At 36.8% G+C, this 16,373-nt stretch carries 16 protein-coding genes and 1 tRNA gene; 5 read left to right on the top strand and 12 right to left on the bottom strand.

The annotated features are described in order from the left end of the window. The first annotated feature begins 26 nt into the window (after nt 1-26). The gene (locus GMJ66_RS20550; protein WP_231514787.1) at nt 27-134 is read left to right on the top strand and encodes a putative holin-like toxin; all 108 of its coding nucleotides are present in this window, start codon (nt 27-29) and stop codon (nt 132-134) included. A 383-nt stretch (nt 135-517) separates the two neighbouring features. Beyond that, nucleotides 518-1,339 carry a pyridoxine/pyridoxal/pyridoxamine kinase gene (gene pdxK, locus GMJ66_RS02195; RefSeq protein ID WP_156288716.1) on the top strand — a complete coding sequence of 274 codons (822 nt, stop codon included), beginning with the start codon at nt 518-520 and terminating at the stop codon, nt 1,337-1,339. Nucleotides 1,340-1,486: 147 nt separating this feature from the next. Here the strand turns inward: pdxK and GMJ66_RS02190 are convergent, their stop codons facing one another. Both GMJ66_RS02190 and GMJ66_RS02185 read right to left on the bottom strand, forming a co-directional pair. Continuing rightward, entirely contained in the window at nt 1,487-2,284 is a 798-nt protein-coding gene (locus GMJ66_RS02190) for a uroporphyrinogen-III synthase (protein WP_156288715.1), read from the bottom strand. A 337-nt stretch (nt 2,285-2,621) separates the two neighbouring features. Beyond that, nucleotides 2,622-4,046 carry a DHA2 family efflux MFS transporter permease subunit gene (locus GMJ66_RS02185; protein ID WP_156288714.1) on the bottom strand — a complete coding sequence of 475 codons (1,425 nt, stop codon included), beginning with the start codon at nt 4,044-4,046 and terminating at the stop codon, nt 2,622-2,624. A gap of 505 nt (nt 4,047-4,551) precedes the next feature. On the opposite strand from GMJ66_RS02185, the gene GMJ66_RS02180 reads away from it, so the two are divergent. Further along, nucleotides 4,552-4,854, top strand: coding sequence for a MerR family transcriptional regulator (locus GMJ66_RS02180; RefSeq protein WP_156288713.1), 303 nt, complete (start codon nt 4,552-4,554; stop codon nt 4,852-4,854). A gap of 144 nt (nt 4,855-4,998) precedes the next feature. On the opposite strand, the gene GMJ66_RS02175 is transcribed toward GMJ66_RS02180, so the two are convergent. From GMJ66_RS02175 to GMJ66_RS02135, 9 genes are all read right to left on the bottom strand, one after another. Further along, the gene (locus GMJ66_RS02175; RefSeq protein ID WP_156288712.1) at nt 4,999-5,658 is read right to left on the bottom strand and encodes a DUF3889 domain-containing protein; all 660 of its coding nucleotides are present in this window, start codon (nt 5,656-5,658) and stop codon (nt 4,999-5,001) included. Between the two features lie 334 nt (nt 5,659-5,992). After that, the gene (locus tag GMJ66_RS02170) at nt 5,993-7,165 is read right to left on the bottom strand and encodes a D-alanyl-D-alanine carboxypeptidase family protein (protein ID WP_156288711.1); all 1,173 of its coding nucleotides are present in this window, start codon (nt 7,163-7,165) and stop codon (nt 5,993-5,995) included. Nucleotides 7,166-7,575: 410 nt separating this feature from the next. Further along, complete coding sequence (locus GMJ66_RS02165) at nt 7,576-8,298, bottom strand: amino acid ABC transporter ATP-binding protein (RefSeq protein WP_156288710.1); 723 nt, start codon at nt 8,296-8,298, stop codon at nt 7,576-7,578. After that, nucleotides 8,295-8,957 carry an amino acid ABC transporter permease gene (locus GMJ66_RS02160; RefSeq protein WP_156288709.1) on the bottom strand — a complete coding sequence of 221 codons (663 nt, stop codon included), beginning with the start codon at nt 8,955-8,957 and terminating at the stop codon, nt 8,295-8,297. The genes GMJ66_RS02165 and GMJ66_RS02160 overlap by 4 nt, the downstream gene beginning before the upstream one ends. Nucleotides 8,958-9,059: 102 nt before the next feature. After that, nucleotides 9,060-9,902 carry a transporter substrate-binding domain-containing protein gene (locus tag GMJ66_RS02155; RefSeq protein WP_156288708.1) on the bottom strand — a complete coding sequence of 281 codons (843 nt, stop codon included), beginning with the start codon at nt 9,900-9,902 and terminating at the stop codon, nt 9,060-9,062. A 387-nt stretch (nt 9,903-10,289) separates the two neighbouring features. Further along, on the bottom strand, nt 10,290-11,021 hold the full coding sequence (locus GMJ66_RS02150; protein WP_156288707.1) for a hypothetical protein: 732 nt from the start codon (nt 11,019-11,021) through the stop codon (nt 10,290-10,292). A 297-nt stretch (nt 11,022-11,318) separates the two neighbouring features. Further along, nucleotides 11,319-11,879 (bottom strand): NADPH-dependent FMN reductase, encoded by a 561-nt coding sequence (locus tag GMJ66_RS02145; protein WP_156288706.1) that lies wholly within the window; start codon nt 11,877-11,879, stop codon nt 11,319-11,321. 391 nt (nt 11,880-12,270) lie between these two features. Continuing rightward, on the bottom strand, nt 12,271-13,407 hold the full coding sequence (locus GMJ66_RS02140; protein WP_156288705.1) for a metal ABC transporter solute-binding protein, Zn/Mn family: 1,137 nt from the start codon (nt 13,405-13,407) through the stop codon (nt 12,271-12,273). Nucleotides 13,408-13,923: 516 nt separating this feature from the next. Next, nucleotides 13,924-14,139, bottom strand: coding sequence for a heavy-metal-associated domain-containing protein (locus GMJ66_RS02135; RefSeq protein WP_156288704.1), 216 nt, complete (start codon nt 14,137-14,139; stop codon nt 13,924-13,926). A 229-nt stretch (nt 14,140-14,368) separates the two neighbouring features. Between GMJ66_RS02135 and GMJ66_RS02130 the strand changes: the two genes are divergently transcribed. Continuing rightward, nucleotides 14,369-15,409 (top strand): C45 family autoproteolytic acyltransferase/hydolase, encoded by a 1,041-nt coding sequence (locus GMJ66_RS02130; RefSeq protein ID WP_156288703.1) that lies wholly within the window; start codon nt 14,369-14,371, stop codon nt 15,407-15,409. Between the two features lie 139 nt (nt 15,410-15,548). After that, nucleotides 15,549-15,641, top strand: a tRNA-Ser gene (locus tag GMJ66_RS02125). A 110-nt stretch (nt 15,642-15,751) separates the two neighbouring features. Here the strand turns inward: GMJ66_RS02125 and GMJ66_RS02120 are convergent. Further along, nucleotides 15,752-16,231: a GNAT family N-acetyltransferase gene (locus tag GMJ66_RS02120; RefSeq protein ID WP_156288702.1), complete on the bottom strand. Its 480-nt coding sequence runs from the start codon at nt 16,229-16,231 to the stop codon at nt 15,752-15,754. Nucleotides 16,232-16,373: the final 142 nt, after the last annotated feature.

Raw genomic sequence — 16,373 nt, 5'->3', positions numbered from 1 at the left:
CTTCCCTCTTGATGGGAGGTGATAGATTGACGACATACGAATCACTGAGCTTAATTGCGCAATTTGGAAATACAATCATTGCGGTAATTACTATCACTGTGACCATTGTCGTTTATTTAAACAAAAAGAAGTAACCGCCTGCTATGACTAGGATTGGCGATTACTTCCTTATGTGGAGAATTGCAATATTTTGGTCAACCGCTCTTCGGTTGGGTTGTAGTTGCCAGGGATTGGAGCAGTTGCAGCTGCTTTAATCCCTGTACTCATTATACTATCATTTTAACAAAATATACGTATTCTGATTAGGTGCTTTTGAACTAAATATGTGCTTCTTTGAACAGATACATTATAAATATAATTCAGCTGCCCCAATCCATCACAGACCAAATATCTGAATAAATTGACGCTATTATCTTTACACTAATTTAAAAAGGGTATATAGTTTATAAATAAACCACTTATATCCTAGCAATTTGCTATGGTTTATATTATTCGTATAAATTAGGGGGATTTCATCATGACAATGAAAAAAACATTAACATTTGCAGGCTCTGATACGAGTGGCGGTGCTGGTATTGCAGCTGACCTAAAAACATTCCAGGAACATGATACGTATGGGATGACGGCATTAACCACTATCGTTACGATGGATCCAGAAGGCTGGCATCATAATGTCGTACCTGTTGACTTACAACTTGTTGAAAAACAATTGGAGACAGCTTTATCTGTTGGAATCGATGCTGCTAAATCCGGGATGCTAGGTACAGTTGAGATTATTGAATTAGGGGCAAAAAAATTTAAAGAAGCAAATCTGGATAAATATGTTCTTGATCCCGTCATGGTGTGTAAAGGCGAAGATGAAGTATTACAGCCGGAAAATACCGATGCGATGCGTGAACTTCTCTTGCCACAAGCACTAGTGACAACACCTAACCTTTTTGAAGCATGGCAATTGGCTGGTACAAAGGGGCCAATTAAAGATATCGATGGAATGAAAGAAGCAGCAGTGAAGATTCATAAGCTAGGTGCAAAAAACGTGGTTGTAAAAGGCGGAAAAGCATTAGAGCATGAAAAAGCAATTGACCTATTCTATGATGGAAAAGAGTTTACCGTTCTAGAGGGAGAAAAAATTAACACAACCTATAACCATGGTGCTGGATGTACATTTGCCGCTGCAATTACAGCGAATTTAGCAAACGGGAAATCCGTAAAAGATTCTGTTGCCGATGCTAAAGCATTTGTGAATGCAGCAATCAAACATGGCTGGAAACTCAATGAATATGTTGGACCAGTCATGCACGGTGCCTTTAATAAATATAATACAGAAGTAACGAATTAATCATTTTAAACCTCAGAAGAAGGGCTTATCCCCATCATCTGAGGTTGTTTTATTATTGCAAATTCTACCTTCCAACGTATAATAACTATACCGTTACCGATTAACACCAATTTTTGTTTTTTCCTTTTTAGACCTCCATCCGGCCATTTAGTGATCCGCAAACTGTTTACTTAATTCCACAATCATTGCCCCCATTTTCGGTTCCATCGGTTGAAGTACATTTTCTATCCCACTATTCTCTAGTTCGGCTGCCGTTACTTTTCCAACTGCCACTGCTAAGACATGATCATTAAAAGCAGCAGCCAATTCGTCCCGATCACTGGATGAAAACAGATTCCTTACCTGTGTTTTACTTGTAAAAATCACTGCATGTACGGTTTGCTTTAAAATCGTCTCCTTCAATGCAGCTAATAACTGTGAATCTGGTTCTTTATAAGAATATGGTTTGGATAAATAAACCTCATATCCTAGTTGCTTAAGACTGCTTTTTAATTCAACATCGTCCTCGTTATACGTCTGTAAATAAATCCTTTTTTCCGTTTCATTTGCAACTGCAGGCAATGACTTGATTAAATTATTCATCGTACCATCCTCTGAAACATAGTGAGGAGTTAAAGCATGTTTTTTCATCCATTTACACGTCTTGCTGCCACGAATTGCCAGCGTAGACATTCTTAGTTTCTCGATAAATTGGGCATGAATATTTAGTTTCTGTGCGGATTGCTCCAATGTGTCCGCACCAATGCCCGTTGTAAGGATGACCATATCAAAAGATTTATCAACCAACTCCTTCACATCCTGTTTGCAGACTAATTCATTTAGTTGATATTCTCCCTGAATAGGAAAGTGAAATGCCTCTCCATCATGCTTTTTAATTAGTATATCGATTGCATTGGCTTGACGGGCCGCAGCAATTGCAACCTTCTTTCCGCTAAGTCCTTTCATGCATTTCGCCTCTTTCTATGAATCATTACTTGTGTCTTATTTTTTATCTGAGGTTGCTAATCGATGTTTGATTAGATTTCTCTACAGTACAAAGAGACCTTCTTTCTCCGAGTATCTCTGTGCTGTTGAAAAACGGGTAATCTGGTGAAGTACGTATTTTTTTACTCATAATAAAGTAAGGTTTTTCTTCAGTGAAAAGGAGCTTCAAACGTCCCTTTTATAGGTTATAGTATACATAAATCAGAAAACCATTACTAGCGTAGGCGGAATACGTAGACTCCTCCGTGCTAAAAAAAGACAAGGACTCTTATTGCGAATCCTTGTCTTCTTCCTATGCTTATTTAGCAGTAATCTTCGGACCTTCATCACGTACTCTATCTTTAATATAGAAAGTAACCACCAGACCAATAACTGCTATTATCCCTGCAACCATAAAGGATACATTGACACCGTGGATTAATCCATTGACACCTTCATCAGGAATTGCCGTTGTCGTCATAATCGTAATTGGCAATGCCGTTCCAATCGCACCGGAAACCTGACGGAAGGTATTGTTTACCGCTGTTCCGTGAGAGATTAAATCGATTGGTAAAACATTTAGCCCCGCTGTTGTAGCTGGCATCATAACCATAGCAACCCCAAGCATTCGGATAGCATGAACAGACGCAATATACGTGAAGGATGTTTGATCAGTAAGAAACGATAGCATAAACGTCGTCACAACAATTAAAGACAAACCTGAAATCGAAAGCCATCTCGCACCATACTTATCAAATAATCTACCTGTGATCGGATTCATTATCCCATGTAGGACTGCACCCGGCAACAGTGCTAATCCCGACTCAAACGCTGAGAAACCAAGCATATTTTGCATGTATAGCGGTAATACCACTGCTGCACCAATCATTACCATGAACGTTATCATACCAAGTATTGTTGTTAAGGTAAACATCTTATATTTAAATACCCGCATTTCTAAGATAGGTTGCTCTAAATTCAATTGTCTTAAAATAAACCAAGTGAGGGTAACCGCACCAACAATAAAGGAAATAATGACTTGCACGCTTCCCCAGCCAGCACTTCCGGCAATACTGAAGCCATATAAGAAATAACCAAAACCTAAGGTAGATAATATAATCGATAATACATCAATTTTTGGATTCGTCTGTTTCGTTACATTTTTAAGAATAAAATAGCCCACTATGATATCGATCATAGCGATAGGCAATATCATATAAAATAACGTACGCCATGGCGCATGTTCCACAATATATCCGGATAAAGATGGACCAATTGCCGGGGCAAATGCAATGACTAGTCCAAACAGCCCCATAATCGTTCCCCTTTTTTCAACCGGGAAGATTAACATCATAATCGTTTGCATAAGGGGCATTAAAATTCCAGCACCTGATGCTTGAAGCATTCTTCCTATCAGCAATGTAGAAAATCCCGGCGAAATTGCCGCCAACAGTGTACCTAGAGTAAATAAAATCATTGCTGTCAAAAATAATCCTCTTGTCGTAAATTTGCCAATTAAAAAAGCTGTTACTGGAATCATAATCCCATTAACAAGCATGAACACCGATTGTAGCCACTGAACAGTGTTTTCATCTAATTGTAGATCCCTCATTATGTGTGGCAATGCCGTTCCTAATAAGGTTTGATTTAAAATCGCAACAAAAGCACCTGAGATTAAAACAATCATAATGGTTACTTTATTGATGTTTTCTGGAGATTGTGTAGAGGAGGAGTGTTCTGACATGAGATTACTGCCTTCTTTCTTTGAATATGATTTTAGTTCATTTCTCCATTCATTTAACGAAAAATTTGTATGATACAATTCTACAATTTCTATATATTAACACAATGAAACAAGATATCATTTTAACGTATCCATCACTACTATTTTCTGTTTAAAATGTTGGGATATCTTGCTTTTTTCATTTTTTAAAAACCATGTTAGATTTTCTTACATTTCCCGTGACAATGTTAGGGACGTACTCTAAAATAGTATTATAGAATGTTAGGAAAATTCACATTAACTGAAAATGTTTTTGACTTTACACTCCATCTATAGTATTTAACATCTTCTTCTGTTCATTCTAATTTAATCGGAGGTGTCTAAGATAGATAGGAGATCTGCTCCGTGTGCTATAGAAGAAATAAGAAAATCTACATAAATAAACTTGAAGAAGCTGGGTTTATAGCAAATTTAAATAAAAAAAGTTTCATTTGCTTATAAGTATCGGGTGGAGGGGAGAAAAAACTTGACTTCTTACAAAGATAAAAAGGTGATAACAATCGGAATTGTGCATGAGTTAACCGGTTTATCGGAACGGAGAATTCGTTATTATGAAGAGCGTGGCTTAATTTTTCCGGATAGAACGAAACGGGGAACAAGAAAGTATTCATTTCATGACATTGAAACGTTAATGAAGATCGCGAATAAACGGGAGGAAGGTGTGCAGACCACTGAAATAAAAAAAGACATGCTTAAAGAGAAGAAAAGGAATGTTCGCGAGGAGATGCTTCGCGGTCAGTTAAACGCGTATTTTAAACGAAAAGAATAGGCTTCCTTATCCCCTCCTTTGCTACTCACTTCTTTTGCCCACCTTATTTTTATAAAATGGAGGGAAGAAATTTTTTTGATAATCCTTCCCTCCTCATTTCAGTACATTCTTCTATGTAGAAGGGATGCATGGAGTAGTCCATGCTCACACTTCCTTTATATCAAAAGAAACAATTCGATTCGTTTCCGTATTATAGGTAACCGTTCCCTGTACTCGTAATGTTTCCTGAGGAGATTGCACAATAAATTGGTATGTCTCCCTTATTTGTGTTTCTGAAACCCTTGTCTTCCCTATCAAATTATACTCTGTTACATTATAATTGGGATAAGCCGCCTGTGTAACTTCCAGCAAATATTTACCCCACTGCTCTTCTTCCAATTCAGGTGATGGAATAATCTCCACGTTTAACACGCCAATATCAGGATTTACTCCTAATGCTTCAAAAGCTCTTCGGTGCAGATTAATTCTGTTTGGAGGGAAACCAGGTGTTTCATCCACGACCATAACGATGATTTCTCTACCATATGGCGCAGATATATTTCTTATTTTAAGTAATTGACCACATTGATATGGGGAATCTTCACCAACGGCTGCCGTCATATATTCATTTTCCGACCAAGGTATGCCACATTTGGTTACCTCTCCACCCTCTGTCCAAGTTACTTGTCCTCTAATAGGCTGCTGACGATATTCATTTGCTGATGGCATCGTATAAGCATTTGGATAATAAGACCGCTGAAAATCATACGGATTAACTGGGTAAGGCTGAATCACATAAGGTATATATGGATAATATGGATACATTTGTATTCCTCCTGTAAATAAATTAAACTTATTCCGCCTAAAAAATAACCTTCTTTGATAACATATTATCAAGAAGGTTGACTGGTGACAGTTTTATAGGAACAATTTATTTTTGCTATTTTCTAGGAGAAGTGATTGCAATGCTGATTTCTACTCCTGCAGTCTTGAATACCAGGGAAGAGCAATAGTATGCTCGCGCGGCTTTATGTGGCGCTCGCTCGATCGGGAAGAATCCACGCTCGATTTGGATGCATCCGCGCGCAGTTTTGATTTCCTCGTACGCATTTTAGATCATTTATAAACCAACAAAAGTTACGAAAGGATCCTATTTTCACTAAAATGCTCTCTTTTTCCAAAAAACGTAAGCAGTACACGTAACAGCAGCAATACCCAATAAGTAAATCCATATAGTTGGTCCTGAATTTTCATTTCCTTGAGAAGCTGGAGCGCTATTGTCAACCGATGCACTATCTAGCTGTTTTTCATTTTCTTCCTCTATTTTTTCTAGCGGAAAAGTGGAGGTTGTCAAATCATCTTCTAACTGAAGTATCCCACCTTCTTTTATTTCCTCCGAGGACTTCTCATCGGATGCGTGTGTATAGATAATCGTTTCTGTAGTAATGTATTCCTGATTCCCGGTTTGAAATCTAGTACCTTCCTCAATTTTCGAATTCTCAAAATTACCGAATCCATAGTCTAATAGTTTGATTGTATCCTGGTAGGGTTCGTCTTTAAAATTACTATTTAGCGTAACAACGATTAAATTTAAATCATCCTGTTCTGCCATCGTTGCTAGGGTATAGCCAGACTGACTTACAAATCCATTTTTCCCGCCGGTCACTCCCTCATAAGGAAATTCCCCTTTAAGTAATTTATGGTGAGTTTGAATCGTTGTATCCCATGTTTCTCCGTTCCATTCCAGTTCCTTTGTACTGAAAATATCCATAAAAACGTTATTCCTGGCTGCATACTGCGTAATTTTTGCCATATCCTCTGCAGTGGTCACATGTTCAGGATGAAAGAGACCATGGGGGTTTTTAAAATTTGTATTCTGCACACCAACAAATTGTCTTAAATAAGAATTGATGTCTTTTGAAAATTGCTCGACACTGCCACTAAGATGCTCTGCTATCGCAACAGAAGCATCGTTTCCGGAATTAATGAGCATTCCTTGAATAAGCTTTTTTAGGGAAACTTTCTCCCCTTCTACCAAAAAGACGGTTGTCCCATCTACTTCTACTGCATTGGAACTGATGGTAACCATATCATCCAAACTACCATTTTCAATCGCATAAATAGCTGTAGCAATTTTAGTTAAACTTGCAGGATACATTTCCTTTGTTTCATTTTTTGCAAATAATACTTGTTCTGTATCGGCCTCCATCATAATGGCCGCTTTACTTACGATATCTGGTGGTTCTTGATTGGGGCTTTCCGCATATATTGCAGGGGAAAATAGTAGAATAGAAATTGCTGCTAACACCAAGCTGTAAATTTTGTTTATCATATAGTACACCTATTCTTTATTTTTATGTTAGTATAACCGAATTTAAGTTTAGGAGATTCATATGGAATAATTATGGGATTTGTATTACTACATTTTACAAGAAAATAACAAGTTTTAAGGTTCCTGTAATATTGAAAAACCAGAATTAGTATAGCAAATAAACAGATGTTAGTCACAGAAAGCCTATTTTTCTATCGTTATGTGGATAAGCTGTCTTCCCATCCGACTACCTCAACATTCCCCATAACGAAAAAGACGCCTATATCAATAGACGTCTTCAATATATTTGTGGCGAATGAATCCATGTGTTCACATCACATGAAAAATGATCCTTCGACTTACACAAATCAGCTCATCGCTTTTAAAGAATAACACATCTTCCTCAACTTGGCTATTGGGAAATGATGGTGTTACAGTACCTTATTTAAAAATTCCTTTGTCCGTTCGGATGTTGGCTTAGAAAAAATTTGTTCCGGTTTTCCTTCTTCCATAATAATCCCTTCATCCATAAACAATACACGGTCAGCCACTTCTCTAGCAAAGCCCATCTCATGTGTCACCACAACCATGGTCATTCCTTCCAATGCAAGTTGTTTCATTACTTCCAGCACTTCCCCAACTAATTCAGGGTCCAGTGCAGAGGTTGGTTCATCAAATAACATCAATTTCGGTTCCATTGCTAGGGCACGGGCAATCGCTACACGCTGCTGCTGACCACCGGATAGAGAGGATGGATATTGATCAGCTTTTTCAGATAATCCAACCTTATCCAATAGCTTCAAACCACGTTCTCTTGCCTCGTCCCTTGAAATCTTACGTACTTTCTCTGGAGCGAGCATAATATTTTCAATGACAGTTTTATGGGGGAACAAATTAAATTGCTGAAACACCATCCCTACTTCGGTTCGAACCATATTGATATTCGTTTTGGGATCTTTTAAATTATGCCCATCAACCGTAACATCTCCACTTGTAATCGACTCCAGCATATTTAAGCAACGAAGGAATGTACTTTTCCCCGATCCGCTGGGGCCAATCACACAGACCACCTCTTGGGCTTGAATTTCACAATTGATTCCTTTTAGCACTTCGTTGTCTCCAAATTTTTTGTGTAAATCTTGTACTTTTATCATTGGACATCCAACCTTCTTTCAATAATTCGTAATACATAGGATAATGTTAAGGTAATAAATAAATAGAAGACGGCAACCGTTGTATAAATTTCTACCGCATTAAAGTGGTTGGAAGCTATTAATCTTCCTTGAAACATCAGCTCTGGAACGAGAATAACAGATAAAAGCGATGTATCTTTTATACTGATAATGAACTGATTGCCCAGTGGAGGAATCATTCGCTTGAATGCTTGGGGCCATACGATGTAGCGCATCGTTTGATTATGGGTCAAACCGAGTGAACGTCCCGCTTCTACTTGTCCTTTTTCAATAGATTGGACAGCTCCTCGTACAATTTCTGCAATATATGCGCCTGAATTAATGGCAATCACAACGATACCCGCTGTAACCGAAGCCATGTTAAATCCTGTAATTAACGGAAGTGCAAAGAAAATCCAGATAGCTTGTACAAGTACTGGTGTTCCGCGGATAATTTCAATATATACCGACGTAATACTATAGAAAATCTTATTCTTGGAAATACGGCCAAGTCCAAATATCGCCCCTAAAATAAAACCTATAATAAGTCCTACAATTGATATTAGTAACGTGTAATAGAGACCAGTGCCTAATTCTGGTAAAAATTCAATCACACCAGCCCAATTAAATCTTCCTTCCATTCTTCCACCTCTTAATAAAAATAAGGCTTATCTGATATGAGATAAGCCTTATTTGGATTTTATTTGTCTCGAAGCATACCTCTATGATTGTCTATAAAATTATTATTCCGGTTTCGTACCAAACCATTTTTTATAAATTTCGTCATACGTTCCATTTTCTCTTAATTCTGCTAATGCGTCATTAATCGCTGTTACTAATTCTTCTTTACCTTTTGTAATAGCAATTCCATAATCCTCCGCCTGATACAAGTCACCAACTACTTTTAGGTTGTCGCCCGTAGTTTTAATGTAGTAATTAACATTTGGAGCATCATATAAAATCGCATCTGCACTGCCGTTCTCCACCGCTAAATAGGCTTGGTCAAGTTGCTCGTATTCGTTTGGTTTGGCACCTTCAATATTTTCTTTAATAAATGCGGCACTTGTAGAACCTAAACGAGTTGCAACTGTTTTTCCTTCTAAATCTTCCAATCCATTAATCTCATCATTATCCACAGCAACACCAATAGCTAAACCAGACTCATAGTAAGGATCACTATAATCAATAACTTGTTTTCTTTCCTCTGTAATGCTAATACCTGCAATAGCTATATCAAATTGACCGGTTTGCAAACCTGGAATAATCCCATCAAAATTAGTTGTCTCTAAATCAATTTCAAAACCAGCTTCTTCTGCAATGGCATGAATAAGTTCAATATCAAAGCCCGTGTACTCTCCATTTTCATCCTGAAATTCAAATGGAACAAAGGATGTATCACTTACGACCGTATACGTATCTTCTAATTCCCCTTCACTGGCGCTTGTCTCCTCACTTGAGTTTCCTTCACCACTTGTATCTGCATCATCACCAGAAGATGGTTCATTACCTCCACATGCTGCAAGGAATAAAACCATGGCTAGAGTTATGAATAAAGTTAGACCTAATTTCCATTTTCTATTTCTCATAAAAAAACCCCCTTCAATTATTGCGTTTTTCTGAATGGATAATTGTCAGAAAAACTAACATATTTAATGTTAACAGATTGTTGATTTTTTAGAAAATTTAATTTTCGCTTATATTTCCGAATAAACTCGGATTATCTGGGCTTATAGGCATCAAAACCCAAAAATCCTTATATATCTTTATAAATACTCTTGGATTCTATGAAATATTCTAAATTTGCATTTTTTGGTGATTATTTTTTTAACGTAAATAACTGGCTGTAAGAACCTTAACGGGAAGTTGTTCGGGATACTTCAAGAATGATAAGTGGCTGCATGATGATTGAAGATTCCCTTTATAGAAAAGAAAGCTTGGAATCAAGGGGATTCCAAGCTTTCTGCAGCTGGTTTCTAATGCATATCTTCTTCAAATGGGTAGACTTTCTGTTTCTTTGCTTCATCATAATAATCTGTCACAATCTCATCCAATACTTCCTCTGCGCCCTTCCCTTCCGTATCGATTCCAAGTTGATTTGCTGCTTGCATTACTTTTGTTTCCTGTACCTCTTTAGCTAAGTCATGCAAATCTTTTCCTTCCGTTGAAATGCCTAATGCATCTGCTTCATTTTTCAATTTCGTTTCCATTACTGCTTTTTTAAGCTCTTTATGGTCTTTTCCATCCACGGAAATTCCCATTTCATCCGCTTTTTGTTTTAATTTCGCTTCATGAACTTCTTTAGCAAGCGCCTTAGGGTCCTTCCCTTCTACTGCAATACCAAGATCTTCCGCTTTCTTCATCACTTTTGCCTGGCGAACTTCCTCTTCAAGTGCATCTAATTCCTTACCCTCTGACTCAATACCATATTCATCAGCAGCCTTCTTAACAAAAGCTTCATGAACCTCTTCCTTTAATGTTTCGATATCTTTGCCTTCCACTTCAATCCCGAGTTCTCTTGCATGCAATTTCACCATTGCATCACTTTGGAAGTGTCCATGATGTTCCTGTTTCTCTTCTTTTTTATCCTTCGATCCCCATACCGAATCAAAAACTGGATCCTTTGTTTCTGCCGAAGCATATGGCATTTGTGTGGTTAGCCCAAGGAATAGTGCTAAAGCCACTGTTAAAATAACGCTTTTTCTCATGTTGAATACACACCTTTCTATGTAAGTTAATTTTTTACATTCGGTAGTATTCCCTGGAAAAATCTGAAAATGTATAGAAAATGTATTTTTTGAAGAAATAATTTTTTAGTTGATAGGTTTTATATTGTTAATTCCAAAAGGGAAGAGGGAAATTACGGATGAAGGAATCGAAATAAGATTGTTTAGCCCCATGACATTTTAGCATTCTCACTCAAATACCAAATTTAAAATATAGCATGAAAAAGACGACCCTACTATTAAAAGTTTGAGTCGTCTAAAATTTTCCATTTTCCTTATTTAATATGCACTTTCATAAGCAACTGATTTTTCGATCCATTCAACAAAGTTATCTACTACAGAATCAATAAACTGAATGGTTGCTTCATCTGTCAGGTTTCCAAAATCATCTATTTTTTCATGAGCTGATCCTACATATACTTCATTTCCTGGTAAGGTTCTTGTGGAAACATTGGCTGCATTTAGGATTTGACGAAGCTGTAATTGAGCTTTCACCGTACCTAATGCTCCCATGGATGCTCCTACAATCATCGCAGGTTTATCCACTAATACAGTTTCTACTCTAGAAAACCAGTCTATAGCATTTTTTAGAATAGCGGAAATAGATGCATTGTATTCTGGTGTTGCGAATAAAATTCCATCGCTCTCTTTAATTTTCCCTCTAATTTCTTTTACAAGTTCAGGAGGGTTTAACTCATCATCCTGATTATAAAATGGAAGCTGACCAATTGGCAAAATCTCAATTTCCACCTTGTTCGCATATCTGTTTTGCATATACTTCACTAATTTCATATTGTAAGATTCCTTACGATTACTACCTACCATTGCTACAATTTTCATACATGTATTCCTCCATATGTATATTCTTTTAATTTATAAATATATTATTTCAAATAATAACCTTCAAATCAAGTGACGTTTGTTTCTTTAAATGGGTATATTTACAAGTTTTATCAGACGTGTATTTTCCCTTTCACCAGCACTAGCACAAATGAATGATCAAACCTTTTTGTTCAAAGGGGTTGAGCATTCTTTGTTTTAGATGCAGTTAGTCGTTTCTTAAAAGCTCTCATTCAATTTTTTAATGAATGGATTTTATTACGAGCATAAGAATCTTGCTTCATTTTAAGACTTTTTTACAGCAGTTCACACATTATCTTTACAAGGATTTTAAAAAGATTCCTTATCTCCTTAACCACTATGATTACAGTGATAAGAGAGTAATAAGCGGTTATTTAGTTGCTTTATCAAGCACTTCTAAGTTATGCTTCATTATTGAAATATAGTCTTCCTTATTGTTTAAATCCTCATCTGTCAATACTTGTAGCGTATGAATCGATAATTCCTTCAGGCCAATTTCATCCTGTATTATTTTTGATACTCGATTTGAACTATTTTGTTCAAACAGAATATATTCAAGATTATATTCTTTTGCTAGATCAATTATTTCTGTTAATTCCTTTTGTGATGGTTCGTTTTCCGTTGACAAACCATTTACTGCTATCTGTTCTATATCATAGCGTTCTTTCCAATATCCAAATGCAGCATGGGATACTAGAATTTGTTTATTTTCTTTCTCCCCTAATACTTCCGTAAATTGGTCATTCAGTGCGATTAAATTCGCTTCTAATGTCTCAAAGTTTTCATTATAAATAGCTTCCTCTTCAGGGTTTAAGGTAATAAGTTCATCCTTAATAATTTCCACTACTTCAACCATACGTAATGGGTCTAACCAAATATGCGGATCATAATCCCCGTGATAATGGCCATCATGGGACTCTTCTGTATGGGCTTCTTCCTCTTCATGGTCATGCGACTCTTCTGTGTTATCTTTTTCCCCTTCATGATCATGCGATTCTTCTGTACGGGCTTCTTCCTCTTCGTGGTCATGCGACTCTTCTGTATGACCTTCTTCCTCTTCGTGGTCATGCAATTCTTCTATATGGCCTTCTTCCTCTTCATGGTCATGCAACTCTTCTGTATGACCTTCTTCATCTGCATGGAAAAGCTCATCATGTTTTCCAATCTCTATTAATTTTACCTTTTGAGACGCTAAGGCACCAGCAGCAGTTTCTGCAAATCCTTCCATTCCTGCTCCCAAATAGATAAATGCATCACTTTCTGCAATGGAGGTCATGTCTTTTTGTGTAAGCTCAGCTGTATGTGCATCTCCCCCTGGTGGGATTACAGCATTCACTTTAACGGTATCCCCACCAATTTGTTCAACCGCATATTGAATTGGGTATATAGTCGTATATACGGTTAAAGCAGTTTCTTCAGCATCCGTCGCTACTTCATTGCCTGATGTACAACCGACAGTTATCATTCCTACAAAAAATAAAGTGATAAGTGCTTTAATTATTCTCATTTCCCTCTTCCTTTCCTATGTATGTTTTTTCATTTGGCTTTTTTCGTAAGTTTCGGATTTTTAATGCAACAAAGCAGTTTCATCGTAGTTTAGTGGTTAAAAATTTTATAGAAAAATCCGTAAGTTAAACTTTTTATATCGTATCGTAATCGTTACGATTTGTAAACAGTAATCATTACGATTTTTATAAAATATTTCATAATTTAAAAATAAAAACCATTGACAGCACACCTATACTTTCTCTGTTCTTTTATGGACTTATTAAAATTTATATGCAATCCTAAAATCATAATGATTACGTTTATTAGATGACCATTAGAGATCGAGTAAGAAAAGTATCTAAATGATTCCATGTGAAGATGAAATTAATGTCTTTCAATGAGACAAAATACTGCGGCTCTCTTGACTGGATATTTAGGAGCTAGGAAAACCAACTGAAATACTCTACTCCCTTAATATGAAAAAACCAAAAAGGCAGCCCTCCTTAATGAAGGCTGCCTCAGTATCGTCTTAAGTTTATTTAGCCAATAATACCGGATATCCTAGCTCACTTATAACTTCTTCTATTTGTTTCACTTCAATTTGCTTTTCATCAAATTGTGTCTCTACTCTTTTTGAACTGAATGATACACTTGCAGAGTAAATTCCTTTTGTTGTATTCAGTGTGTTTTCAATATGGTTTATACATGACGGGCATGCTAATGGTTCTAATTCGAACACGGCCTTTTGCATTTTGTTTATCCTCCTAACAAATTCTTCAGATTGATTTTAAACCATTTTTCTCTAAAAATCTTCCTATCTCAAAAGGTGTCATGATTTGTTCACACTTATAAGGATGAACCATCAGAGAATCTTTTATAAGTATGAATATTGTTAATTTCACGTTTAGTACAAAATCATTTTCATAAGATAAAAAAAGATGTAGAATCGTTATTAGACATTATATTAGAGGATGAGAATAGTGAAGCAAATATACAGTGAAATCATTCAATTTCGTGGCAGCCATTATGATTTTGGTTACATACAGGGAAAACAGATAAGGGGTTCTTTGGTAGTTAAAAACAGAAAAAGGGCTTGGAAGTTAAGACGTCCCCGTTTCACCGTAAATACAGCGGAAACAAAAAATATACTTATGAAGTTTGCTCCTGGAATTTGGGAGGAACTCGAAGGATTGCATGATGCCCTAGAGGAGCCTATGGAGGAAATATTGCGTGATTTCGGTGGTTACAGAATAGAGACGGAGCCTAGTGGCTGCTCAGTATTTACAGATAAGAATTACATGGTACGCAATTATGATTATCATCCAAAAACTTATGAGGGGAGATATAGTTTTTTTCAACCAAGTGATGTTGGATTTGCGGTAATCGGCCCCCAGCAGCGAGTAACAGGACGAATGGATGGAATGAATGAGAAGGGACTTGTGATGGGCTATAACTCCATACATCGGAAAAAACCCGGTGATGGCTTTATTTGCCACATGATTGGCCGAATGATTTTGGAGACTTGCACTAACGTAGAAGATGCCTTATCCCTTTTAAAAGAAATTCCGCATCGCCATTCTTTTAGCTATATCTTATTAGACAAAAAGGAAGAAACATATATTGTAGAAGCAAGTCCACGATCTGTAGAAGTTCGTCAGTCAAGAGCGTGCACTAATCATTTCGAAATTCAAAAGGATGAGAACAAACGATTTTTAGATGACTCCTTCAGTCGATTAAACGCCATGATTAACCAGAAAGACCAAGCTACAGATGTCTATAAGGCATTCCGAATAATGAATGATACGGATAAAGGAGTGTTCTCTAAAGAATATAAAAATTGGGCAGGCACGATTCATACATCTGCATATCTTCCTAAAGAGAAGAAGGCCTGGTTTGCATTAGGAGGAAATCAAGAACCGATTATTTTTGATTTCGATGAGTGGCTCCAAGGTGTGGATATATTAACAGAACGAATTCACGGACAAGTTGATACAAACCTAAAATTTGCCCATATGGACTAATGGTGCCTGTTACTTCCCGAATTTTGTCGAATGTTGAGTGATAATGTAGGCAGCAGGATGGACAAATTTTCATTTCTTTTTTATAATATTTTACTAGACACAGTCATCCGGGGAGGTTCAACTCCCCACTTTTCATCTTGGAGAAGTACCCAAGTCCGGCTGAAGGGGATGCACTCGAAATGCATTAGGGCGGACAACCGCCGCGTGGGTTCGAATCCCACCTTCTCCGCCATTACTCATTACTAGATTCCAATACTTCACGACACAAATACTTACTGATATAAAGCAATAAACGCATCAAGGTAGACAGAAAATATCCCTTAGATCTTTAATATAAAAACCTTACTTCTTTACTACTTTTTTCATTGTAATAAATTCGACATCGTCGCTCATAAATGTAAAATCCCTAACAAAACCAACCTTTTCATAGAGTCGAATGGCTCTTGTGTTAAAGGTAGCTACCGTTAACCGAATATCCTTTCCTCTATGTTTTTCTTTTAAAAAGCGTAGAACATTTGAAAAGAAGACAGATCCTTTTCCCTTTCCTGTTAATTCCGGATGCATACCTATTCCAACATCAATGCAATCCTCTTTATAGGCACCATGCCCATCGCCCGCTGGAACTTGTGCTGGTCTGCCGGTACAAAAATAACCAATTAAAGAGTTATAATCATCTAACACTACATAATATTTATACGTTAATAACTCCATGATTGCACCGCTGGTTAATACATTATTATAAAAGTCATATGGCTTCTCGTATTTCCAACAAAGCACCTCAATCGCATAGTTTTCTGTCATGTTTTTAATCGTAAATTGCATGGGTTTTCCTCGATTCTGTGCATGTCTATATCTGGTCTAAAAAATTCAATCCACGCACCATAATGGATGCGACAGTGTTTTTTACACAAAATATACAAAAATCAAGCTATTTTTTATTAAAAATCGCCATTTTCTTAATGAA

The sequence above is a fragment of the Oceanobacillus salinisoli genome, assembly GCF_009733865.1.
In the GTDB taxonomy this organism is placed as follows: Bacteria; Bacillota; Bacilli; order Bacillales; family Amphibacillaceae; genus Oceanobacillus; species Oceanobacillus salinisoli.
This window is presented reverse-complemented; position numbering and strand designations above follow the sequence as displayed.

What these genes read in the sequence shown, in the direction of transcription:
- pdxK (WP_156288716.1), top strand. Translation starts at nt 518, where the DNA reads ATGACAATGAAAAAAACATTAACATTTGCAGGCTCTGATACGAGTGGC.
- GMJ66_RS02190 (WP_156288715.1), bottom strand. Translation starts at nt 2,284, where the DNA reads ATGAAAGGACTTAGCGGAAAGAAGGTTGCAATTGCTGCGGCCCGTCAA.
- GMJ66_RS02185 (WP_156288714.1), bottom strand. Translation starts at nt 4,046, where the DNA reads ATGTCAGAACACTCCTCCTCTACACAATCTCCAGAAAACATCAATAAA.
- GMJ66_RS02175 (WP_156288712.1), bottom strand. Translation starts at nt 5,658, where the DNA reads ATGTATCCATATTATCCATATATACCTTATGTGATTCAGCCTTACCCA.
- GMJ66_RS02170 (WP_156288711.1), bottom strand. Translation starts at nt 7,165, where the DNA reads ATGATAAACAAAATTTACAGCTTGGTGTTAGCAGCAATTTCTATTCTA.
- GMJ66_RS02165 (WP_156288710.1), bottom strand. Translation starts at nt 8,298, where the DNA reads ATGATAAAAGTACAAGATTTACACAAAAAATTTGGAGACAACGAAGTG.
- GMJ66_RS02160 (WP_156288709.1), bottom strand. Translation starts at nt 8,957, where the DNA reads ATGGAAGGAAGATTTAATTGGGCTGGTGTGATTGAATTTTTACCAGAA.
- GMJ66_RS02155 (WP_156288708.1), bottom strand. Translation starts at nt 9,902, where the DNA reads ATGAGAAATAGAAAATGGAAATTAGGTCTAACTTTATTCATAACTCTA.
- GMJ66_RS02150 (WP_156288707.1), bottom strand. Translation starts at nt 11,021, where the DNA reads ATGAGAAAAAGCGTTATTTTAACAGTGGCTTTAGCACTATTCCTTGGG.
- GMJ66_RS02145 (WP_156288706.1), bottom strand. Translation starts at nt 11,879, where the DNA reads ATGAAAATTGTAGCAATGGTAGGTAGTAATCGTAAGGAATCTTACAAT.
- GMJ66_RS02140 (WP_156288705.1), bottom strand. Translation starts at nt 13,407, where the DNA reads ATGAGAATAATTAAAGCACTTATCACTTTATTTTTTGTAGGAATGATA.
- GMJ66_RS02135 (WP_156288704.1), bottom strand. Translation starts at nt 14,139, where the DNA reads ATGCAAAAGGCCGTGTTCGAATTAGAACCATTAGCATGCCCGTCATGT.
- GMJ66_RS02120 (WP_156288702.1), bottom strand. Translation starts at nt 16,231, where the DNA reads ATGCAATTTACGATTAAAAACATGACAGAAAACTATGCGATTGAGGTG.